At 37.2% G+C, this 22,863-nt stretch carries 25 protein-coding genes; all 25 read right to left on the bottom strand.

All coding sequences use genetic code 11. The features are described 5' to 3' along the window. Window positions 1-16 precede the first annotated feature (16 nt). The gene (locus ACFSCX_RS04525; RefSeq protein WP_377926932.1) at window positions 17-379 is read right to left on the bottom strand and encodes a response regulator; all 363 of its coding nucleotides are present in this window, start codon (window positions 377-379) and stop codon (window positions 17-19) included. 17 nt (window positions 380-396) lie between these two features. Continuing rightward, the gene (gene fliY, locus ACFSCX_RS04520) at window positions 397-1,650 is read right to left on the bottom strand and encodes a flagellar motor switch phosphatase FliY (RefSeq protein ID WP_377926931.1); all 1,254 of its coding nucleotides are present in this window, start codon (window positions 1,648-1,650) and stop codon (window positions 397-399) included. After that, window positions 1,640-2,638 carry a flagellar motor switch protein FliM gene (gene fliM / locus ACFSCX_RS04515; protein ID WP_377926929.1) on the bottom strand — a complete coding sequence of 333 codons (999 nt, stop codon included), beginning with the start codon at window positions 2,636-2,638 and terminating at the stop codon, window positions 1,640-1,642. Before fliM ends, fliY begins: the two co-directional genes overlap by 11 nt. Window positions 2,639-2,676: 38 nt before the next feature. After that, a complete protein-coding gene (gene fliL / locus ACFSCX_RS04510) occupies window positions 2,677-3,111 on the bottom strand; it encodes a flagellar basal body-associated protein FliL (protein WP_377926928.1) in 435 nt (144 codons plus the stop codon). Next, window positions 3,098-3,325 carry a flagellar FlbD family protein gene (locus tag ACFSCX_RS04505; RefSeq protein WP_377927076.1) on the bottom strand — a complete coding sequence of 76 codons (228 nt, stop codon included), beginning with the start codon at window positions 3,323-3,325 and terminating at the stop codon, window positions 3,098-3,100. The genes fliL and ACFSCX_RS04505 overlap by 14 nt, the downstream gene beginning before the upstream one ends. Window positions 3,326-3,370: 45 nt before the next feature. Further along, a complete protein-coding gene (gene flgF, locus ACFSCX_RS04500) occupies window positions 3,371-4,690 on the bottom strand; it encodes a flagellar basal-body rod protein FlgF (RefSeq protein ID WP_377926927.1) in 1,320 nt (439 codons plus the stop codon). A 73-nt stretch (window positions 4,691-4,763) separates the two neighbouring features. Beyond that, on the bottom strand, window positions 4,764-5,135 hold the full coding sequence (locus ACFSCX_RS04495; protein ID WP_377926926.1) for a TIGR02530 family flagellar biosynthesis protein: 372 nt from the start codon (window positions 5,133-5,135) through the stop codon (window positions 4,764-4,766). Beyond that, entirely contained in the window at window positions 5,083-5,607 is a 525-nt protein-coding gene (gene flgD / locus ACFSCX_RS04490; protein WP_377926925.1) for a flagellar hook assembly protein FlgD, read from the bottom strand. Before flgD ends, ACFSCX_RS04495 begins: the two co-directional genes overlap by 53 nt. Window positions 5,608-5,615: 8 nt before the next feature. Beyond that, window positions 5,616-6,956: a flagellar hook-length control protein FliK gene (locus tag ACFSCX_RS04485; protein WP_377926924.1), complete on the bottom strand. Its 1,341-nt coding sequence runs from the start codon at window positions 6,954-6,956 to the stop codon at window positions 5,616-5,618. A 28-nt stretch (window positions 6,957-6,984) separates the two neighbouring features. Further along, entirely contained in the window at window positions 6,985-7,581 is a 597-nt protein-coding gene (locus ACFSCX_RS04480; protein ID WP_377926923.1) for a MotE family protein, read from the bottom strand. 4 nt (window positions 7,582-7,585) lie between these two features. Continuing rightward, window positions 7,586-8,032 carry a flagellar export protein FliJ gene (gene fliJ / locus ACFSCX_RS04475; protein ID WP_377926922.1) on the bottom strand — a complete coding sequence of 149 codons (447 nt, stop codon included), beginning with the start codon at window positions 8,030-8,032 and terminating at the stop codon, window positions 7,586-7,588. A 3-nt stretch (window positions 8,033-8,035) separates the two neighbouring features. Further along, a complete protein-coding gene (gene fliI / locus ACFSCX_RS04470; RefSeq protein ID WP_377926921.1) occupies window positions 8,036-9,355 on the bottom strand; it encodes a flagellar protein export ATPase FliI in 1,320 nt (439 codons plus the stop codon). Beyond that, entirely contained in the window at window positions 9,330-10,130 is an 801-nt protein-coding gene (gene fliH / locus ACFSCX_RS04465) for a flagellar assembly protein FliH (RefSeq protein WP_377926920.1), read from the bottom strand. Before fliH ends, fliI begins: the two co-directional genes overlap by 26 nt. Further along, the gene (gene fliG, locus ACFSCX_RS04460; protein ID WP_377926919.1) at window positions 10,123-11,142 is read right to left on the bottom strand and encodes a flagellar motor switch protein FliG; all 1,020 of its coding nucleotides are present in this window, start codon (window positions 11,140-11,142) and stop codon (window positions 10,123-10,125) included. The genes fliH and fliG overlap by 8 nt, the downstream gene beginning before the upstream one ends. A gap of 10 nt (window positions 11,143-11,152) precedes the next feature. Next, window positions 11,153-12,763, bottom strand: a complete 1,611-nt coding sequence (gene fliF / locus ACFSCX_RS04455; RefSeq protein WP_377926918.1) for a flagellar basal-body MS-ring/collar protein FliF — start codon at window positions 12,761-12,763, stop codon at window positions 11,153-11,155. 88 nt (window positions 12,764-12,851) lie between these two features. Beyond that, window positions 12,852-13,112, bottom strand: a complete 261-nt coding sequence (gene fliE, locus ACFSCX_RS04450; protein ID WP_377927074.1) for a flagellar hook-basal body complex protein FliE — start codon at window positions 13,110-13,112, stop codon at window positions 12,852-12,854. Window positions 13,113-13,166: 54 nt separating this feature from the next. Further along, window positions 13,167-13,631, bottom strand: coding sequence for a flagellar basal body rod protein FlgC (gene flgC / locus ACFSCX_RS04445; protein WP_377926917.1), 465 nt, complete (start codon window positions 13,629-13,631; stop codon window positions 13,167-13,169). Window positions 13,632-13,634: 3 nt separating this feature from the next. Further along, window positions 13,635-14,030 (bottom strand): flagellar basal body rod protein FlgB, encoded by a 396-nt coding sequence (flgB, locus tag ACFSCX_RS04440; RefSeq protein ID WP_377926916.1) that lies wholly within the window; start codon window positions 14,028-14,030, stop codon window positions 13,635-13,637. Window positions 14,031-14,353: 323 nt separating this feature from the next. Next, window positions 14,354-15,133: a GTP-sensing pleiotropic transcriptional regulator CodY gene (gene codY, locus ACFSCX_RS04435; RefSeq protein ID WP_377926915.1), complete on the bottom strand. Its 780-nt coding sequence runs from the start codon at window positions 15,131-15,133 to the stop codon at window positions 14,354-14,356. 48 nt (window positions 15,134-15,181) lie between these two features. Then, window positions 15,182-16,573, bottom strand: coding sequence for an HslU--HslV peptidase ATPase subunit (gene hslU / locus ACFSCX_RS04430; RefSeq protein WP_377926914.1), 1,392 nt, complete (start codon window positions 16,571-16,573; stop codon window positions 15,182-15,184). A 15-nt stretch (window positions 16,574-16,588) separates the two neighbouring features. Next, the gene (gene hslV / locus ACFSCX_RS04425) at window positions 16,589-17,131 is read right to left on the bottom strand and encodes an ATP-dependent protease subunit HslV (RefSeq protein WP_377926913.1); all 543 of its coding nucleotides are present in this window, start codon (window positions 17,129-17,131) and stop codon (window positions 16,589-16,591) included. Between the two features lie 273 nt (window positions 17,132-17,404). Then, window positions 17,405-18,706 carry an FADH(2)-oxidizing methylenetetrahydrofolate--tRNA-(uracil(54)-C(5))-methyltransferase TrmFO gene (trmFO, locus tag ACFSCX_RS04420; RefSeq protein ID WP_377926911.1) on the bottom strand — a complete coding sequence of 434 codons (1,302 nt, stop codon included), beginning with the start codon at window positions 18,704-18,706 and terminating at the stop codon, window positions 17,405-17,407. A gap of 79 nt (window positions 18,707-18,785) precedes the next feature. Further along, the gene (gene topA / locus ACFSCX_RS04415; protein ID WP_377926910.1) at window positions 18,786-20,861 is read right to left on the bottom strand and encodes a type I DNA topoisomerase; all 2,076 of its coding nucleotides are present in this window, start codon (window positions 20,859-20,861) and stop codon (window positions 18,786-18,788) included. Window positions 20,862-20,988: 127 nt separating this feature from the next. Beyond that, window positions 20,989-21,873 (bottom strand): DNA-processing protein DprA, encoded by an 885-nt coding sequence (gene dprA, locus ACFSCX_RS04410; RefSeq protein WP_377926909.1) that lies wholly within the window; start codon window positions 21,871-21,873, stop codon window positions 20,989-20,991. 73 nt (window positions 21,874-21,946) lie between these two features. After that, window positions 21,947-22,849 (bottom strand): succinate--CoA ligase subunit alpha, encoded by a 903-nt coding sequence (gene sucD / locus ACFSCX_RS04405; protein WP_377926908.1) that lies wholly within the window; start codon window positions 22,847-22,849, stop codon window positions 21,947-21,949. Between the last annotated feature and the right edge of the window lie 14 nt (window positions 22,850-22,863).

Below are 22,863 nucleotides of genomic sequence, written 5' to 3'. Positions count from 1 at the left end.
CCACCTCATTTATATTTTAAGCCAGAGTCTTACCAATCGCTTCTAAAACTCTGTCTGCCTGGAATGGCTTTACGATAAAATCCTTTGCACCTGCTTGAATAGCATCGATTACCATAGCTTGTTGTCCCATTGCAGAGCACATAATTACCTTAGCATTTGGGTTAATTTTCTTAATTTCTTTTAATGCCGTGATTCCATCCATCTCAGGCATTGTAATATCCATTGTTACTAGATCTGGGCTAAACTCTTTATATTGTTCAACCGCTTGAACACCATCAGCAGCTTCTCCAACAACCTCGTAACCATTTTTGCTTAATATATCCTTAATCATCATTCTCATAAATGCTGCGTCGTCAACGATTAAAATTTTGTGTGCCATTATTGTGTCCCCCTAGATTATCGTAATTTTCTAATTCTATCGCTTTGACTAATAATATCGGTTACTCTTACCCCGAAATTCTCATCAATAACAACTACTTCTCCTTTTGCTACTAGCTTGTTGTTAACAAGAATATCGACTGGTTCACCAGCTAGCTTATCTAATTCAAGTATAGATCCAGAAGATAGTTCAAGGATCTCCTTTACAGACCTTTTTGTCCTTCCAAGCTCGACTGTTACTTGCAGTGGTATATCTAAAAGCATATCAAGATTTTTAGCCTCTGCCTCAGCTAATTGTGTCTGTTCAAAGTTTGTAAAGGCAGCTGGTTGAATGGTTGGCTGATAGCCATTTGGTGCCATATGAGGCGTACCAATATGTTGCGGCTGCGTAGGTGCTGATTGCTGATAGAAATCTGGTTGTTGATTACTTGGTGCTGCTTGATAAGGATGCCCCATTACATTTTGTGGTGCTTGTGGCTGTTGTTGATATTGCTGAGCAGGAGCACTTTGTACATGAGTAGCTTTCTGTTCTTGTTGAACTTGTTGCTGATTAGATTTTGGTGCTGCTGCAGGTTGCGCTGTCGCTTCGCTTGGATTTAGTAATTCATTTACTAGACTTCTAGCAAACTCAAGCGGCAGTAACTGCATGATACTTGAATCTATTAGATCACCAATTTTTAACCTAAATGAAATTTGAACTAATATATCCTGATCCGGAATCGGGGCTGCCCCCTCACCTTCAGTTAAATCCATCATTTCTATACTCGGTGGTGATATATCTACCTTTTTCTTAAATACGGTTGACATGGATGTTGCAGCTGAACCCATCATTTGGTTCATCGCTTCTTGTACAGCACTTAATTGTATTTCACCAAGAAGATCCTGTGGGTTATGACCATCTCCACCTAACATTAAATCTGCAATAATCGCAGCGTCGCTTGACTTAATAACTAACACATTAGCTCCACTAAATCCAGTTGTATAGCTGACTTGAATGGCTACATAAGGCTGAGGAAACTCATCAACAAGCTCACTTTTGTGTATAACAGAAACTGTTGGTGTTGTAATTTCAACCTTTTGATTTAATAAAGTCGATAGTGCTGTTGCTGAGCTACCGAATGAAATATTTCCTATTTCACCTAATGCGTCTTGTTCCATCCCAGATAAATACTCTTCAGCTGGGGGCTGCTCTTCAGGATGGTCATCTATATCTTCGCTTCCTCTCAAAAGAGCATCAATTTCATCTTGTGATAGCATATCATCATTCATCATCAGAATCTCCCCCCTTAATCGGTTCCATAATTTGAACGGCAACTTTCTTATTTACTTTCCCAGGCTGAGCAGTAAATTTTGCCTCATTCCCTATATTGATTATTAATGGTTTATCTATACTTTGATCTAGTTGGATTACATCCCCTACATCCAAATGTAAGAACTCTTGAATGGAGATCTGGGAGGTTCCTAATTGTGCAATGACTGGTAAACTAGCAGACTTAATTCGCTTTTCAAGAATAATGAGCTCTTCAGGCTCTCTTTCTTTCTTCGATGCTTGCATCCAGTAATGTACGGATAATTTTGAAATAATAGGCTCTAAAACAACATGCGGAATACAGATATTAATCATACCACTAGTATCACCAATTTGTGTGTTAAGCGAAATTACAACGACAGTCTCATTTGGCGAAACCATTTGTAGGAATTGCGGATTCACTTCAAATTCAGATAAAACTGGATCAATATCTGCAATTGTTCCCCATGCCTCTCTTAAATTGTCCATTGCATGTTCAAATAACTGAGACATGATCTTTGTCTCTATTTCAGTAAGGTTCTCGACCTTATTAACACTAATTCCTCGTCCACCAAGGACTCGATCCATCATAGAATACGCGATATTTGGATTAATCTCAATGATAAGTCTTCCATCTAGAGGAGGGACTTCAAACACATTAAGAATGGTCATTTTCGGAATAGAACGAATGAATTCCTCATAGGGTATTTGGTCTGCTGATGCAACTGAAATTTGTACATATGTTCTTAATTTCGCTGAGAAAAAGGTCGTCAGTAATCTGGCAAAGTTTTCATGAATTCTTGTTAAGCTACGAATCTGATCTTTTGAGAACCTAAGTGCTCTCTTAAAATCATAAGATTTTACCTTTTTAGTTGATTCTTCCTTTTTTAATTCATCTGCATCCATTTCACCACTCGAAAGAGCTGAAAGCAGGGCGTCAATCTCATTTTGTGATAATACTTCTCCTGACAAAAAGCTTCACCTCCTTTTATAAAACAACTAAAGTACGATTATTGTAAGACAAAGGAGGTGGTGTACACTTTTACCACGTGTCCCTCTTGCATCAGAGCATTCATTTCATCTTTTATTAGAAGTTCCAGGTTGGCAATTCCTTCTTTGCCCTTGAATTGTTCTGAATTCATCTCAGACAATTCTTGAATAATAATGTTTTTTACCTGAAAATCTCTTTTCTGCAATTCTTCCTTAGCCTTCTTATTGTCTGTTTGAATCTTGAATTGAATACGTACAAAATCACCAGAAATAAGGTTCGTTGTAATTTCAGGAATATCGACTGAGTATTCAACTATTTCATCGATAGTCGGTTCTTTCTCCTTACTATCAGATGAATCATCTAGATACGTGATTAACAAAAGGGCCACCACACCAATTAATGTAATCGTTAAAATAATAATTAACATCGTAATTAATAGCTTATTGTTCTTCACAATGAGGACCCTCCATTTTTGATTGAACACCCACAATCGAAATTTGTCGATAAAAATCCTTTACTAGTAGGATAACATCATCTTCAGACTCCCGCACGACAATTTTTTTACCAGTTGTTAAAGAAATTGTTGTGTCAGGAAACGACTGTATTTGTTCTATGTAGATCGCATTTATTGTAAACGAGCTGCCATTTAACCTAGTTAGTTTTATCAAAGTGAATGGGGACTTGAGGAATCTCAAGTCCCCCACCTCCTTATATTATCGTTTTAAATTAACAAGCTCTTGTAAGATTTCATCAGAAGTTGTAATAATACGAGTATTCGCTTGAAATCCACGCTGTGCTGTTATCATTTCAGTAAATTCTTCAGATAAGTCAACATTTGACATTTCAAGTGCTGCTGATTGAATCGATCCACGACCAATTCCGGCAAATCCAATTTTGGCAACACCTGAGTTATTAGACTCTGTGAAATAGTTGTTACCAGACTTTGTTAAACCACCGTTGTTAGCAAACGTAGCTACCCCAATTTGACTTAGGACTTGAACTTCACCGTTTGAGAATACGCCTACTACCTCACCAGATGCACCGATGTTGAATGATTCAATGTATCCTTCACCGTTACCATCTTTTTCACCTACTGCTATTGTGCTTGATCCGCTAACTTGGCTAATCGAATCGAAATTAAAATTAACAGCTAAGTTGTCTGCACCATTGTTTAAGGCAGCTGCAGAAATAGTAAAGCCCTCAATTGTTGAAGCTGGAGCTGGAGATAACTTTCCAGTTGAATCAAATGCTAACGTTCCTCCAGTACCATTTGTAACTCGGTCACCGTAGACACCAGTACTAAAGTCAACACGGTACGCTTCATAATCCCAAGTGTTATTGGCTGTCTTAGTATAAATCACGCGAATATCGTGTTCATTTCCAAGTGAATCTCTTACCTTTAAGTCCATAGATGTCTCATTTGACGTAAGTTGAGTAGATAAAGGTGTAGTACCTGATGTAATAGGAGTACTAGTTGGTCCTGAAGTTGGTATTTCAGCACTTGCATTTAAATTCCCAACCATACTTACTTGTGTTGTTGCCTTTGGTGACATAAATGCATTTGTGTCAACCTTGATTTCTCCTAATGTAAGTGGATCAATCGTTCCATCTTCTCTTACTTGATATCCTTGCACCTTATACCCATCTGCTGTAACAAGTGTGCCTTGTTGGTCTAAATAGAAGTTACCTGCACGCGTGTACATGTTTAGTCCACCTCTATTTACAACGAAAAATCCGTCTCCGTTAATCGCTAAGTCTAATTGGCGCCCTGTTGTTTGTAAGCTTCCTTGTGTAGCTACCATATCAATAGCTGCCATTGTCGCACCTAAACCTACTTGAGCAGGGTTGGTACCTCCACGATTATCGGTAGGTGTACTTGCTCCAGATATGGATTGGCTCATTAAATCTTTAAATACAACTCTTCCTTTTTTATATCCGAAAGTATTTACGTTTGCGATGTTATTCCCGATTACATCTAGTTTTGTTTGGAAGTTTCTCATTCCGGCAATTCCTGAGTACATTGAACGTAGCATGAGTGTTTTCCCCTCTCAAATTATTAAGTTGCTTCTGTCAGTCCACAACCCTTGGCTTCCTTTCGGTCCAGCCTTATTGATCTAATAAAATGGTTCCGTTTATATTAGTGAAAATTTGCGAGCTAGCTTCATGACGGTTCATCGCTGTTATGACAGTATTATTCTTTGTGTTCACAATGAGTGCCGCTTGATTCATCACGACGAGAGATTCCGTTATTCCCATATCTCTTGCTTCTGCCATTTTTTCTTGTAGTTTTACCCATTTTTCATTCCCAATTTCAATATTTCGCTCTGCAAGTCGCTTTTGTGCATGCTTACTAATTTTCAGACCAAGTGCTTCGTGCAAAAGCTCGCGAAAATTGGTATTTACTTCCTTGTCTTTCTCAATTTTTTTAGTTTGAAGAGTCAGTGGATGGTGTTGTAGTTGATGTATCCGATGATCCATCTGATTCACCTCCAGCAGTGTCACTACCTTCTTGAGGATTTTCCTGATTCATAACTTTTGTTATGAATGATGTTGGAATTTTTGTTCCATCCTCAAGCTCTAGCAATATTTGTGAATTTGCCTGAATTACAGACTTAACAATGGAAACACCAGTTTCAGTAACACCGTCTTCGATATAGCCCCATTCTACTTTCTTTCCTATCATCTCACTATATTTCAGGATGTTGTCAGCATTCTGGGTATTAATAAAGTTCTCCAGCATTTTATTCATGTTTGTCATTTGTTCAAGAGATGTGAAGGTCGCCATTTGGGCAATAAAATCCTTATCCTGCATCGGATTTAGTGGATCTTGGTTTTGAAGCTGTGTCATTAGGATTTTAAGAAAATCATCTTTTCCTAAAACATCTCCCTTACTTGTTCGTTCCTTTGTTTGATTCTTTAAATATAAAGTGGGATCAAAGCTAATAGACATTTACTCACCTACACTTCTAGATTCATTAGTTCTTCCTGAAAAGCTGACTCAAATGAATCATTTTGATTTTCTTCTTGTTCTTTGTTCTTATCACGATTAGAGGACTGTTGGTTGTTTCCGTCCTTATCTAGCGAGCGGTCAAATTGTTGCTGTAAATTTTGAGAATTAAGTATTTCAATTTTCTCAACTTGAATGTTTTGGCTCGTAAAGGCATTTTTAAGTCCTTGTAATTGAGAGTCAAGCATTTCCTTTGCTGTTGCGTTTGAAGCAACGATTCTTGCAATTAATTGTCCTTGCTGTTGGATAACTTCAATTCTTAGTTGACCTAGGTTTTCTGGGTACAATTTAATAAGTAGCTTCATTCCGCCAGTTGCATTTTGAAAGTTACTTTTAGCTAAAATACTTTGAAAATCTTTAATAAATTGCTCTTGATTCACTTGCTTTGTTGGTGCTTGTTCCATAAACAATGCGAATTGCTGAACCCGGCTCATTGGACCCGCGTTTTCAACCCCCATAAAAGCTACCTTACTATTCGAATCTTGTGATGTGCTCGTTAGTTTTCGTTCAACTAATGAAGCTCTTTGATATAACGCCTGTAAATAATCTAGCTTATTTACACCTGTTTCTACCTGAGCTTTAGTGCCATCAGACGCTTTTGCAAGTATGGATGTAAATAATTTTTCTAATTCTTTAGAGAGCTGAATTGATTCAGGCTGATTCATAAAAGATGTAAACGATTCACTCTTTAGTTGCTGTGTGAATTGTTGATGTAAAACCTTAAGCAAAGCTTGTAGCGTTTCTTTTTGATCCCCAGATAAATGTTGGGTATTACCTTTATCAAGTAGAATATAGCTAGCCAAGATTGACTCAACTTTTTGCAGATCCGAACTAGTACCTAACAATTCTTCAATTGGAGTATGTTCCTTGAATAATGCTGTTAATTTCGTTAACAGGTCATCAGGCAATAAACTAAACCATGCTGGTAACTCAGATTCTTCTGTTTCTAACATTTGTTCATTCAAATGTTGGGGAAGTAACCCCTCTTGTATTAACTGATCAAGCAACGATTTTAACTCTTCAAGCAAATTTTCACCAAGTACTGACTCAGATGATTCGGTCGCTTCAACACTCTCACCATTCATACTATTCATTAAAAGAGCAAGTAACGGGTGCATGGTGTTCTGCAAGTTTACATCCTGCATACCTTGAATTAATTCAGCTTGTAATCCGCTTGTGCTTTGCAACATGAGTGAACCAAATAAGGTTGATTGGTTTCCTGATAATTTCCCTAGATCATTCACTTTGGAATTAGGTGCTTGTGAAAACAATGGAATTCCAGCGACGTTCATTTTTTCACCTCCTTTCAAATGCTCTGTTTTATTCCGCTTCGTTGATAGCTAGTAATTCAGTGTATCTTGCAGCATCAGCAGGTTCCATTTTTGCTAAAATTGCACTCAATTTTGCGCTACTTAACGTTCTTAAGATATTTAGAGCATCTTCATCTTGAAGCTCAGTTAAAATAGCTGCAGCATTTTTCGTTGACATAGATTCGTATATTTTGGCAAGATCCTGTTTAGTTTGAGTTGTATCTTGGTTCTCCTCTTCTTTTGCAAGGAGCTCTTCATTAAGTTTTTCAATCTCTGTTTTCAATGTGTCAATTTCAGCTTGTTTTTGCTCAACTTCATTCTTTAGATCGGTTATTTGGGATTGCTGGTCTTGATTAGTTGCTTCAAGGTCAATTAAGTCTTCCCTTAGCTTGTCTTCTGCATCGATCTCTGGCTCCACTCCTGGGATGATACTAGAAACAAAAGGAATATGCTGTCCATACTGCTTTGCTGCATCAAACACATTTACACCAGCAATTGTTAACACAACAAGGGCTACAGTGATTGCAAAGAGAAAAGGGATAAGCACAACAAAAAGAAACCATTGAAGTTTACTTTTTATAGTTGATTCTTTTTCTTGTAATTCCATATCATCACCTAATTTCTCTGTTCATAAATTGCTGGATTGAAATGTCATCCATCAGCTTATTTTCATTTATCTTTGTTAGTTCAAGCTGAATTGCTCGTTCTTTTTCTTTAATTTTTTCATACTTTTTCACTTCAATATTTTTTTCTAGTAATGCTTCTTCCTGTGTATGCATTTTCTGACGAGCAGAAATAACCAGCTTTTGGAAATGCATGATTGTTTTTTCAAGATTCATAATGAATTGCTGATGATACTTTATCTCATGAACACTTATCCCATCGGATATTTTATTTAATTGATTTGTTTCTAAATCTTCTTTCTGTTTTAAAAAACTATATAGCTTTTCAGCAACTGACTCGAACTCGCTAATGGATTGTTGGTATGATTCTAGGGCTCTTTGCTTCTCAGTTTCTTTTATGGATAATATTTTTTGAAATTTGAAAGTAAAGTCCATAAATTATTCACCTGCCCTAACTAATGCTTTTAGAATCTGTACACTATCCTCTAAGGAGATTTTTTCAGAAGTTCCTTGTTTCAAAAAGGAAACAATTTTCGGATAAAATCGAATAGCTTCGTCTATTTCCTTTGATGCACCCCGTTTATATGCACCAATATTAATCAAGTCTTCTGAATTCAAATACGTTGCAAGGAGATCTCGTAATCTTTCTGCAGATTTCAAGTGGTCCTCTTGGACGATATGATTCATTACACGACTAATACTTTTTAAAACATTAATAGCTGGGAACTGACCCTTATTTGCCAATTGTCGATCTAGAACAAAGTGTCCATCTAGTATTCCTCGAACCGTATCGGCAATTGGTTCGTTCATATCATCCCCATCAACTAATACTGTATAAAACGCAGTGATAGTACCAAGCTGATTCGTACCAGTTCTCTCTAAAAGCTTAGGTAATATAGCAAATACAGAAGGAGTGTACCCTTTTGTCGTAGGGGGTTCCCCAATTGCTAACCCGACTTCACGTTGTGCCATCGCAACGCGCGTAACCGAGTCCATCATGAGCATGACATTTAATCCTTTATCTCTGAAGTACTCTGCAATTGCAGTGGCTGTATAAGCACCTTTTATTCTCATAAGAGCAGGCTGATCTGAAGTGGCTACAACAACAATCGAACGCTTGAGTCCTTCCGGTCCTAAATCCCGTTCAATAAATTCCCTAACCTCACGGCCACGTTCACCAATCAGAGCTATAACGTTTAAATCTGCAGTTGTATTTCGTGCAATCATCCCTAATAGAGTACTCTTTCCAACTCCACTACCGGCAAATATTCCAACGCGTTGTCCCTTACCAACGGTTAGTAACGAATCAATTACCTTAACTCCAACCTCTATCCCCTCATCTATTGGGGGTCTAAGCATTGGGTTCGGTGGCATATGTTCAGTACCATAACTTGAGAGACCTTTTGGTAAATCCGAACCATCCAATGGGTAGCCCAATGAGTCGACGACCTTACCAATTAACCCTGATCCTACTTTAATTTGTAATGGTTTTTTAGTTGCCTCTACAATACTACCAGGGGAAATATCCTTAATATTCGAAAATGGCATTAAGATTACATTTTCATCACGGAAGCCAACAACTTCCGCCGAAACCGTTTGTGGCTTATTTGAATGGTCGATATGAATGGTACAGACATCTCCAATTGACACATCCGGTCCTTTTGACTCAATCATTAACCCTACAACTCTAGTTACTTTTCCATAGCGTTTATATGAGTCTAAGCTATTGATTTCATGAATAAGATCTAATACCTTCATCAGATTTCCCCTCCTCCAGCAACTCAAATAACTTTATTTTAAGCTCTGAAAGTTGACTATCGATACTTGCATCTATTCTCCCAAAGGAAGACTCAATAATGCAGTCTGTTTCCTTCAGATCCTCGTCAGGGTAAATAAACAAGTTTTTCTCTCGGTTATATATGGCTTGAAGCTCATCTTTTTGAGCCAAAACAATCTCATAGACAGACGGATGAACAATAATATTAATATCAGAGTGATCTTTCACTTCTTTAATAGCTTGTTTTACGACCTGCATGAAGTCTGATCGATGTTCGTCTAATTGAACATGAATAATTTTTTCAGCTACTTTTAAACCAATCCTTAGAATGGTTTCCTCTGACTTTTCTACTTGCATGTGGTAGTCATTTTTTGCTTGGTTAACAATTGATTCTACTTGCTCCAACATAAGAGAAAAATGCGCTTTAGCTTCCGATTCACCTTTTTGATAGCCTTCACTAAATGCTTCATTTGTTGTGCGTTCAGTAAGTTCTAATTTTTCATTTTCCCATTGATCTTTTAAATGCTGTATATCAAGTTGAGCTTTTCTCAGTTGCTCTTCAGCTTCCTTGATTAGTGTTTCTGCTTGCTTTCTGGCATCTTCGAGAATATGCTGTGCCTCTTCTTTTAATTGATCGGCTTCAATCTTTGGAGATATCACTTCAAGCTCTTCCATAGAAAGTAATGATTGTAGATGTATTACTTTTTTTTCTTCATGTTGGGGCTTAATATTGTGAGACTTAATAAGTCTAGACAATGATATCATCTCCTCCACCACGAGCAATGACTATTTCCCCAGCCTCTTCTAATCTTCTTATAATAGCTACAATTCTTGATTGTGCTTCTTCAACATCCCTTAAACGTACAGGACCCATGTACTCCATTTCTTCCTTAAATGTTTCCATCATACGTTTTGACATATTTTTAAAGACAATCTCTTTAACTTCTTCACTTGCCACTTTAAGTGACAGAAGTAAATCCTGATTATCCACATCACGAATAACACGTTGTATCGCACGATTATCAAGCGTAACGATATCTTCAAATACGAACATACGCTTCTTAATTTCTTCTGCAAGTTCTGGATCTTGAATTTCAAGAGCATCGAGAATGGTTCTTTCCGTTGTTCTGTCTACACCATTTAAAACTTCCACAACCGCTTCGACTCCACCTGTTTGAGTGTAGTCTTGTGTTACGGTTGTTGATAGTTTTCTTTCTAATATTTGTTCAACTTCATTTATGACTTCAGGTGAAGTACTATCCATAAGTGCAATTCTTCTAGCTATATCAGCTTGCATTTCTTGTGGTAACTCAGAAAGTATTTGCCCTGCCTGAGCAGGGTCTAAATATGAAAGCACAAGCGAAATTGTTTGTGGATGTTCATTTTGAATAAAGTTTAATATTTGAGCTGGGTCAGCTTTTCTCGCAAAATCAAACGGCTTCACCTGCAGTGAGGATGTCAGACGATTAATAATATTAGCAGCATCGTCAGAACCCAAAGCCTTCTCAAGTACTTGTTTCGCATATGCAATACCACCCTGAGCGATGTAATCTTGAGCCAGAGCTATTTGATGGAACTCTTCAAGTACTTCCGATTTTGCTCTTGAATCAACCTTTCGAACACCTGATATCTCTAGGGTTAATTTTTCAATTTCCTCTTCAGACAAATGTCGATATACGGAGGCAGATACATCCGGTCCCATTGAGATTAAGAGGATGGCTGCTTTTTGCCGACCACTAAGCTCGCCTTTATTATCTTTTTTAGCCATTTCTATCCTCCTACTCTTCTGCAATCCATGATCTTAATAGCTTTGCAAAGTCTCCTGGTTTATCTTTTGCTAATTTCTCAAGCTGTTGTCTAATGATATCTGATTCTTGCTCTCGTTCATCATTAATATCCTGAACACTGATAGCAGCAGCCATTGACTCCTTAAGCATAGCTTCCGCTTCTGCCTCTTCTTCCTCTTTCTTTTTCTTTCTAAATAGAAGAAATACTAATAATAAAATGATAATTACTAGTGCACCACCAGCAATGTATGCCCATAAAGGAATCATCGCTTGTGTTGGAGCAGCAAAATCAACTTTGCCATTAAAAGGTTGAACAGACACAGCAACTTTAGTTGCAATTTCTTCATCTGTTAATTGCGGCTGTCCTGCTTCTTTAGCAATTGAAGTTCGAATTATTGTACTTAAAATCTGTTCTATTTCATCAATGGCCTGTGGTGGTAATGAAGCTGGGTCATCAGCAGTTGGTGGTTCAACCATAACCTGAATCCCAATATCTCTTACCTTATAAGGGCTCTCAACGATTTCTTTTCTAATTCTGTTAACATCATTATTGATGCGCTCTTCGATTCGTTCATAATCCCCATTTCCACCTTCAGCACCTGTTGCATAATTCACGATATCCGTCTCGCCGGTTCCTTCAATACCCCCAGCTGCTGCTCCGTTGCCCGTGAAGGTTTCAGTGATTCGTTCTACACTAACAGCTATACCCTCCATGTTTTCAGGGTCAACTGGTAAAACTAGATTCTCCTCACGGTTTTCCTGTGTAAAATCAATATCTGCTGTTACAGAAACGACTACTTTATCCTGACCCATCATCATTCCAAGCATTTGTTGCACTTGACGTTGTATATCTCTTTCGACTTCTTGTTTAATTTGATGTTGAGTTTGGAATGCAGTAGTAGGATCATTGTGTTTAGCATTATTTTCATTTTTTAAATCAAAATACTCAAAAAACTGGTTCATGATGACGATATTATCAGTAGGAAGGTTAGGAACACTTTTCGATACTAAATTATATAGAGCCTGAACCTGCTCTGGTTCAAAGCGATAACCTGCTTGTGTATTTAATACAATTGAAGCAGAAGCTGCTTGAATATCATCTGTTAGCCACACTGATTCCTGGGGCAAGTTAATCATTACTTTCGCATCTTGTACTCCTTCAATCCCCTTCATAAGGTTTGAAAGCTCAGTTTGCATAGCTTCAAGCTTTAATACGTTAAATTCATTATCAGTCATACCAAATCCAGCGTTTTGACTGAAGAATGAATAGTCAATACTCCCACTGTTTGGGTATCCTTCAGCAGCAAGTTCAACTTTCAGAGTATTTACAACCTCTTCAGGAACTAAAATGGTAGACCCATTATCTGAAATCTGTGACTGTATTCCTCTTCCATCTAACTGTGCTTTTATTTCACCAGTTTCCCTTGGTGAAAGGTTACTGTATAGAGGGACAAAGTTCACCTTAGATGACATCGTCACAACTGCGAATATTAAAATGAAAAAGAGAATAACAGAACCAATCAACATACCCTTTTGTGCTGTTGATCTGTTACCCCAAAAATCTTTTATTTTATTTAGAGATAATTGCATTTTCTCGTTCATTAGTTTCCCCCGGTTATTATGTCGTCGTTTATCGGCAAGAGTAATAACCGCTCCCAGTTATTCTTTGTCTATCTACCTTATCTCTCCATTAAACTGACATTCTCATAATCTCTTGGTAAGCTTCTATTACTTTATTTCTAATTTCAATTGTAGCTTGCATCGTGATACTCCCCTTTTGAGAAGCAATCATCACTTGGTGTAAATCGATATTTTCACCATTTGCAAGTTTGTTAGTAGCTATATCCGATTGAATCTGAGCTTGATTTACTTTGTTAATTGAATCTTTTAGAAAGCTCGCAAATTGCTTTTGTGAATCAGCTGGTGAAGCCTTACCGATTTGGTTTACCATCTGATTATTGATGAGAGGTTGGTTGCCAATTTTATTTATCATCTATGCTACACCCTACCTTCCTATTTCCAATGCTTTCATTAGCATATTTTTATTTGCATTAAATACTGTAACATTTGCCTCATATGACCTTGTTGCACTCATTAAATCAACCATTTCTTTAAGAGGATCAACATTTGGCATTTGCACATATCCATCCTCGTCTGCATCAGGGTGCTCTGGATTATACACTAACTTAAATGGTGTTTGATCTTCGGCAATTTTCGTCACCTTTACTCCATTCCCAACTGCTCCCGCCTGGGTTGTGGAAGTCTTCATTGCCGTGTTCAAATAAGATGAAAATTTTGTTTCATTAGGTTGCACAACAACCATCTTTCTACGGTAAGGTTGCCATTCCCCATCGACAAATTTTCCTCTTGTCGTATCAACATTAGACATATTGGAGGAAATGATATCCATACGTAATCGCTGGGCGGTTAAGGCTGACGCTGTAATATTTAGACCATGAAACATCGACATTTATTATTTCCCTCCTGAAATTACCGTTCTTAATGAATTAAACTTTCCATTTATCCGTTCGATTAGTGCATTGTAGTAAATTTGATTTTCTGCTAATTCAGCCATTTCCTTATCTATATCTACACTATTACCATTATGGTTATATGAAGAGTTAGAGTTTTGAACGACCGGAAAGCTCGTTCTTGCAGATGCATTTGTAAAATCATAATGCCTAGTATCTGTTTTAAAAGCTTGCATTGCACTTTTCAATTCTGATTGAAACGAGGTTTTCAGGACTTCCTTTGACTTATAGTTAGGAGTGTCGACATTTGCAATATTTTGTGCAATTACTTTTTGTTTTAAATTGGAGTAATTTAGCGAATTTTCTAAATTGTTTATTGTACCAGAAAAGAGTTTCATACAACTTCACCTCGTCTTTTAATAATTTATATTAGAAATTATATTAATGCAATCCATACTTTTTTCACATATTTTTTCACTATTATTCTATTTAATTCCGATAGATAAGTCTATACGATTATAAGTACAATCAAAAAATAAGCGAATAGACCTATCTAAGTCTTTTTTTGTCGCTACTTTTTTTCATGTGTATCTCTATTATATACAATGTCGAATGTTGTAACATTATTTTTTTTAAAAAAATGACGATTTCCCTCGAATTCCCTCAACTTGACCCACAAAAAAAAGCCCAATATCCCGACGGATATTGGGCTTTTTCGTAATTAGCTCGTTTTCAATTTGGATAATTCATGTAGAAACTTGTCATTTAGTACTTTTATATAAGTTCCCTTCATACCTAAAGACCTTGATTCAATGACTCCAGCACTCTCTAATTTTCGAAGTGCATTAACAATGACAGAACGAGTAATTCCCACTCGGTCAGCAATCTTACTTGCTACCAACAGACCTTCATTACCTTTTAACTCTTCAAAAATATGCTCAATCGCTTCTAACTCACTATACGAAAGTGAGCTAATTGCCATTTGTACAACAGCCTTACTTCTAGCCTCTTCCTCAATCTCTTCAGCTTTTTCACGCAGTATCTCCATTCCTACTACCGTTGCACCGTATTCCCCTAAGATAAGATCATCATTTAAGAATGGACCAGTAAGACGAGCTAGTATTAACGTGCCGAGTCTTTCTCCTCCACCGATGATAGGGACAACAGTTGTTAAACCCCTCTCGAATAGATCTTTATTTTCAATTGGGAACGCCGTGTAAGGGCTGTTGATATCAAGATTGGACGAAGTTTCATTAATATTAAATAAACTGTTTGTATACTCTTCAGGAAACTGTCTATCCTCTAACATTTTTTTCATGCGTTCATTTTCAATTTGTTGATTTATCGCAAACCCTAAAAGTTTTCCTCTTCTACTTACTACAAAGATGTTTGCTTCAATAACGTCACGTAATGTCTCAGCCATTTCTTTGAAATTCACAGGCTTACCTGCAGCTCTTTGCAAAAGTGCATTAATCCTTCTTGTTTTTTCTAATAATTCCATTTTACCTTGCTCCTCCTATTGTTTAAGGTTTTAAACCTTAAAACAGTTCTATAAAATAAATTGGCTTAGATCTCGATTTTTAGAGATAGTACCAAGCTTTTCTTCAACATATTGCGGGGTTATTGTGATTTTCTCTAAAGTGATATCTGGCGCTTCAAATGATAGGTCCTCTAGTAAACGTTCCATTATCGTATGTAAACGCCTTGCACCAATATTGTCTGTATCCTGATTTACATGATAGGCAACTTCAGCTAACTTACGAATAGCATCGTCAGAAAATTCAATTTGTATACCTTCCGTCTCCAATAGTGCAACGTATTGTTTAATCAGTGCATTATCAGGTTCAATTAAAATGCGTACAAAATCTTCAACAGTTAATTTAGTCAATTCAACACGAATTGGGAAACGACCTTGTAATTCAGGTATGAGATCTGATGGCTTTGCCATGTGAAATGCACCTGCTGCAATGAAAAGGACATGATCTGTTTTGACTGAACCATACTTTGTTACAACAGTAGATCCCTCTACAATAGGAAGGATATCTCTTTGAACACCTTCTCTCGACACATCCGCTGAGCTACTTTGGCTTTTGCCTGCAATTTTATCAATTTCATCAATAAAGATAATTCCAGTTTGTTCAGCACGTCCAATTGCCTCTTGTGTCACTTCATCCATGTCGATTAATTTCTGAGCTTCATCATTTGTTAAGACCTTTCGCGCCTCTGAAACAGGAAGTTTTCTCTTTTTTTTCTTTTTAGGCATAAGTCCACCTAGAGCGTCCTGCATATTCATTCCCATTTGTTCTAAACCGGACCCTTGCAGCATATCGAACATGGATTGTTGCTGTTCTTCAATTTCAATCGTAACCATATGATCTTCAAGTTCACCAAGCGCTAACTGATGGGCAATTTGCCTTCTCTTTTGAGCAATCGATTGTTCTTCTTGTATATCTTCATCTTCAACTTGGTTGGACTGGGATCCGCCGAACAACATTTCAAACGGATTTTTCATACTCGTTTGTTTTTGTTTCTCTGGTACTAGTAGTTCTACAATTCTTTTGTTTGCATTTTCTTGTGCCCTATCCTTAACAGCAACCATTTTTTCTTCTTTTACTAAACGGACAGAAGTCTCTACTAAATCTCGTACCATTGACTCAACATCTCTACCAACATATCCAACCTCGGTAAATTTTGTCGCCTCTACTTTAATAAACGGAGCTCCAACTAACTTAGCCATTCTTCTTGCAATTTCAGTTTTACCAACACCTGTTGGTCCGATCATAATAATATTTTTTGGAACTACCTCATCCTTTAAAGTACTAGTTAATAGTCCTCTACGATATCGGTTTCGAAGCGCAATCGCAACTGCTTTTTTCGCATTTGTTTGTCCGACAATAAATTGATCTAGACGCTCTACAATTTGACGGGGTGTTAAGTTCATCATGAGGCCTCCCTTTTAAAGTTCTTCCACAATGATTTGATCATTTGTGTAAACACAAATTTCACTTGCCGTTTCAAGCGCGGCCTTAGCTATCTCTTTTGCGGAAAGGTGATTACCTGCGTGTTTTTTTAATGCACGGCCTGCTGACAGAGCATAATTACCACCTGATCCTATTGCGAGTATTCCATCATCAGGCTCAATTACCTCTCCAGTACCTGATACCAATAATAAATGGTTTTTGTCCATTACGATCAGCATCGCTTCTAGTCTTCTTAAGACCTTATCACTTCTCCATTCCTTAGCTAATTCAACCGCCGCTCGTTGAAGGTTACCATTGTATTCTTCTAATTTCCCCTCGAATTTTTCGAACAGTGTAAATGCATCTGCTACAGAGCCAGCAAACCCAGCGAGGACACGCCCTTGAAAAAGCTTACGAACCTTCTTGGCAGTATGTTTCATCACGACAGCGTTTCCAAACGTAACTTGACCGTCTCCACTCATGGCAAATTGACCATTGTGGTGAATAGCAAAAATCGTTGTAGCATGAAATGTTGACATCTTTTGTCTCCTCTCGGAATGGTTTCAAAATTTCACACAATCGTTTTTGTATTTAATAATAATTGCCTGTTTATGTACGAATAACCATCCTTGTAGCATATTATGACATTTTTTTGTGTCATATATAGTATACGATTAAATCATTAGAGTAGTTTCGTTAAAATTGTTAATATTCTGTTAAACTTTATGTAGAGTGACATATACCCGTCTTCATTCACCTCACAAGGCGAATAAATCGTAACACAATTTATCCGCCCTTGCAATGAAAATATGTTATTTTTTTATAAAATTCTGAATTGTTTCTAGCGCTCTATCTGCAAGAGCTTCATTCCTTGCTTGTTTATTTTTGATTTTCTTATCTAACTCTTTGAATAAACCAAAGTTTGCATTCATCGGTTGAAAATTAGTTGGGCTGGCTGTTGTGATATACCTAGCCATGCTTCCAATCGCTGTTTCATGAGGAAACACAACCAGATCTTCCCCTAACACTAACTTCGCTGCGTTCAAACCTGCCACTAATCCTGAAGCCGCAGATTCAACATACCCCTCTACGCCTGTCATTTGCCCTGAGAAGAAGAGGTCGTCTCGATCACGATATTGATAGGTTGGTTTTAAGAGCTTCGGTGAGTTTATAAATGTGTTTCGATGCATAACACCATAACGAACAATTTCTGCGTTCTCTAATCCTGGAATTAATTGAATAATCTCTTTTTGAGCTCCCCATTTCAGATGAGTTTGAAATCCTACAATATTATATAAGGTACCTGCTGCATCGTCCTGTCTAAGTTGGACAACTGCATAAGGTATCTTTCCAGTTTTTGGGTCCTCTAAACCTACTGGTTTCATAGGTCCGAATAATAGTGTCTTCTTCCCACGTCCTGCCATCACCTCAAAGGGCATGCACCCCTCAAAAAATATCTCTTTTTCAAACTCTTTTAAAGGTACGGCCTCTGCAGCCATTACTGCTTCATAGAAACGGTCAAACTCCTCTTCTGTCATAGGGCAATTCAAGTAGGCCGCTTCCCCTTTATCATACCTTGACTTTAAATAAACCTTGTCCATATTGATGCTATCTTTTTCTAGAATTGGAGCAGCTGCGTCATAAAAGTATAGATATTCCTCACCTGTTAAACTTTGAAGCTTATCTGATAAAGCTTTCGATGTTAGAGGACCTGTCGCGATGATCGTGGGACCAGTTGGTATATCCATAATCTCTTCATTAATAACCGTAACATTAGGGTGATTCCGCACATGTTTTGTAACATGTGCAGCAAATTCGTGTCTATCTACTGCAAGTGCCCCTCCTGCTGGTACAGAACAAGCATCAGCTGATTGAATAATAATTGAATTCAGTTTCCTCATTTCTTCTTTTAACACACCAACAGCATTTGTTAGTGAGTTGGCTCTTAATGAATTACTACATACTAATTCAGCGAATTTGTCAGTATGATGAGCTGGCGTTTGTTTGATTGGACGCATTTCGTACAAATGAACCTTTAATCCTCTATTTGCTATTTGCCAGGCTGCTTCACTTCCCGCTAAACCAGCACCGATTACATTAATTACATCTGTCACTGCAAACCCTCCATTTAATCAATATTCTAAAAATTCGTATAAAAAATGGAAAGATGTGAGCACTTTTATGCTCACATCATTATTTTTGTTGGTCTTCTTTATAATCACAAGTTATACACTGAACTTGAATACCCTTTTTAAGCTTCTTTTCTACCAACAAACTTTCGCACTTTGGACATTTCCGTGCAATAGGTTTATCCCATGAGATAAATTCGCATTTTGGATATTGATCGCATCCATAAAAGATACGTCGTTTTTTACTTTTTCTCTCAATTATTTTCCCATTATCACAATTCGGACAATCTACACCAATGTCTTTGACAATAGCTTTCGTATGTCTACATTCTGGAAAGTTAGAACATGCCATGAACTTTCCATAACGCCCCATTTTATAAACCATCTCATGCCCGCACTTTTCACAATCTTCACCTGCAGGCTCATCTTTGATTTCAACTGATTCCATCTCTTTTTCTGCTATTTCTAGTCTTTTTTCAAAGTCTCTATAAAACGAGTCAATTACTTTTACCCAATCAATATCTCCTTCTTCAATCTTGTCTAAGCTAGTTTCCATATTTACAGTAAAATCAACATCTATTACTTCTGGGAAGAACTCAGAAACTAAGCTTACTACAATTTCTCCAAGTTCTGTAGGAACAAATCTTTTATTGTCTAGTGCCACATACCCACGTTTTTGAATTGTGTCTAGAGTAGGGGCATAGGTAGAAGGTCTACCAATGCCAAGCTCTTCTAAGGTCTTTACAAGTCTTGCCTCTGAATACCTTGGAGGAGGTTGGGTAAAATGTTGATTCTCCTCAAAATCTTTTATGACTAATTCTTCTCCCTCTTCTAATGGAGGTAGAATTCGATCTTTTTCTTCATCTTGATCGTCATTTCCTTCTACATATACTTTCATAAAGCCAGGGAATTTGATTTTGGAACCTGTAGCTCTAAATATAACACCATTATTTTCTAGATCAACGGTCATTGTATCCATGATAGCTGGTGACATTTGACTAGCAAGAAAACGTTCCCAAATAAGCTTATATAGACGAAGTTGATCTCTAGAAAGATATTGCTTTAATTCACTAGGTGTTCTAAGCGTGGATGTTGGACGTATTGCTTCATGAGCATCCTGGGCATTTTGTTTTTTCTTTTCTGATTTTACCTTAGTCGTAATATACTCTTCACCAAAATTTGAAAGAATGTATTGAGATACTTCTTCCTTCGCCGTATCTGATATCCTTGTTGAATCTGTTCTCATGTAAGTGATTAAACCAACGGTGCCTTCTTTTCCTAAATCAATTCCTTCATAAAGTTGTTGGGCGAGCATCATCGTTTTCTTAGCACGGAAATTCAGCTTACGAGCAGCCTCCTGTTGGAGCGATGATGTGATAAATGGTGCCGCTGGATTTCTTTTTCTCTCTTTCTTCGTCACACTTTTTATCGAAAAGTTTTTTCCTTTTACTTTAGACAGTACTTCTTTTACTTCAGACTCTGTCTTTAATTCTTGTTTCTTTCCTTCCACACCATAAAACTGTGCTTCTATAATTTCCTTACTCTTTAAAAATTCTCCTTTAATCGTCCAATACTCTTCTGGAATAAACTTTTTGATTTCTTTTTCACGTTCAATTATTAAACGGACAGCGACTGACTGAACTCTTCCCGCACTCAGTCCTTTTTTAACTTTCTTCCATAATAATGGACTAATGTTATAGCCGACTAGTCTATCTAGGACACGCCTTGCTTGCTGTGCATCAACAAGGTCCATGTTGATAGGACGTGGATGTTTAAAAGACTCTTTAATCGCATCTTTCGTAATCTCATTAAATACGACACGACAATCTGAATGAATATCTACATCTAAACTGTGAGCTAAGTGCCATGCAATTGCTTCCCCTTCACGATCAGGGTCAGCTGCTAAATAAATTTTCTTTGCTTTTTTTGCAGCTGTTTTTAGTTCCTTTAAAACAGGTCCTTTACCACGAATGGTAATATACTTAGGCGAGTAATGATCTTTCACCTCTACACCCATCTGACTTTTAGGGAGATCTCTAACATGTCCCATAGATGCTTTTACTTTGTATTTTTTTCCTAAATAACGTTCTATCGTTTTTGCCTTTGCAGGCGATTCTACTATAACTAAGTATTCTGCCATTCTATATGCTCCTCCTTAAGAGGTAATATTACGAATATATTTATGTATATGAAATCTTCACCTATATTAAATTTTCATATACTATTTGTCAAACGTAATTAACCAAAAAGTTAAAAATAAAGATTATTTATAACGATAAATGTTCAAATTCCACAAAAATATCCTCTACTGATTGTACTAATTTTGCCCCCCGTTGAATTAATTGATTTGTCCCTATGGAAAACCTAGAAGTAATCGGTCCTGGAAGAGCAAAGACATCACGGTTTTGAGCAAGAGCTAAATCTGCCGTTATGAGAGAGCCACTTTTCTCTGCGGCTTCAATAACCAACGTCCCTAATGCTAGTCCGCTAATTATCCTATTTCTAGCAGGGAAATGCCATTTTTGAGGAAGCGCGTTTAAAGGATATTCTGAAATTAATAAATGATTCTGTGCAATTTCTTCTGCTAGCATTCGATTGCCAGTAGGATAAATATGTAACAATCCTGAACCCAACACTGCAATTGTCTTTCCATTATTATTTAAGGTGGTTCGATGAACTATCGTGTCAACACCTATTGCTAACCCACTCACCGTAACCCAATTGTAATGAGCAAGTGCTTTTGTTAATTCCCGTGCTCCATTTTTCCCGTAAGATGTTGGGGTTCTAGATCCAACAATAGCAAGAATCCTTTTATTATTTAATATTTCAATATTTCCCTTAACATATAACACCCAAGGGGGGTCATAAATTTGTTTTAGTGAAAATGGATACAAAGAATCCAGCAGAGTTAAGCACTGAATATTTTGACATTTATATTGTTCTAGCATACTGTCTATTGGGTAAGATTGCAAATTATTATATAAACTTTTCATTTTTTCTAATGGGAGATTAAATTTCTTATGAAGTTGAGTTGGGGTTAGATGATAGAGGCTTTCTAAAGTAGGATCAACCTTTAAGATGCGATATAGATTGGACCAAGTTATGGTCTGACATTGATGGATATGAATTAAACGCGTTTGAATCGTATACATTACATCCTCCTTTTTCATAGTATTAAAATATATAAAGGAAGTAGCCCCTTTTTAGAGGAGCTACTTATGATATTTAGTGAGTTTTACACTTTTCGTAAATTCCACGCTCATGAAGAACAGAAATTAATGTTTCACCCATTACAGAAGGGGTATCTGCAACCTTAATTCCACATTCATTCATTACGCGAATTTTTTCGTCAGCAGTACCTTTTCCTCCGGAAATAATCGCACCAGCATGCCCCATACGTTTACCCGGTGGTGCAGTTCTTCCTCCGATAAATCCTACTACCGGTTTTGTCATGTTTTCCTTCACCCATAGAGCAGCCTCTTCTTCAGCTGTTCCACCGATTTCACCGATCATGATAACTGCATACGTATCTTCATCTTCATTAAAAGCTTTTAATACGTCGATGAAGTTTGTTCCGTTAACTGGATCCCCACCAATACCTACTGCAGTTGATTGACCGATACCTGCTTGAGATAATTGATGAACGGCTTCATATGTTAGTGTACCAGAACGAGAAACGACTCCAACATGACCTTTTGTATGAATGTATCCTGGCATAATACCAATCTTACACTCTTCAGGAGTGATAACCCCTGGACAGTTTGGCCCTACAAGACGAGTTTTCTTTCCTTCCATATAACGCTTAACCTTTACCATATCAAGAACAGGAATATGCTCTGTAATACAAATAACTAAATCTAATTCTGCATCTACACCTTCAATAATAGCATCTGCTGCAAATGGTGCAGGTACATAGATAACAGAAGCATTTGCTCCAGTTGCTTGTACTGCTTCAGAAACAGTATTATATACTGGAACTCCCTCAACCTCTGTTCCACCTTTACCAGGAGTTACACCACCAACAATTTTAGTGCCGTACTCTAGCATTTGCTTTGTATGGAAAAGCGCAGTTGAACCTGTAATACCTTGTACAATAACCTTTGTGTCTTTATTAATAAATACGCTCATGTTTGTCCCCTGCC

This window comes from Bacillus salitolerans, from assembly GCF_042680805.1.
Taxonomy (GTDB): domain Bacteria; phylum Bacillota; class Bacilli; order Bacillales; family SA4; genus Bacillus_CJ; species Bacillus_CJ salitolerans.
Note: the sequence above shows the minus strand (reverse complement) of the source record. Positions and strands in the feature narration are given on the sequence as shown.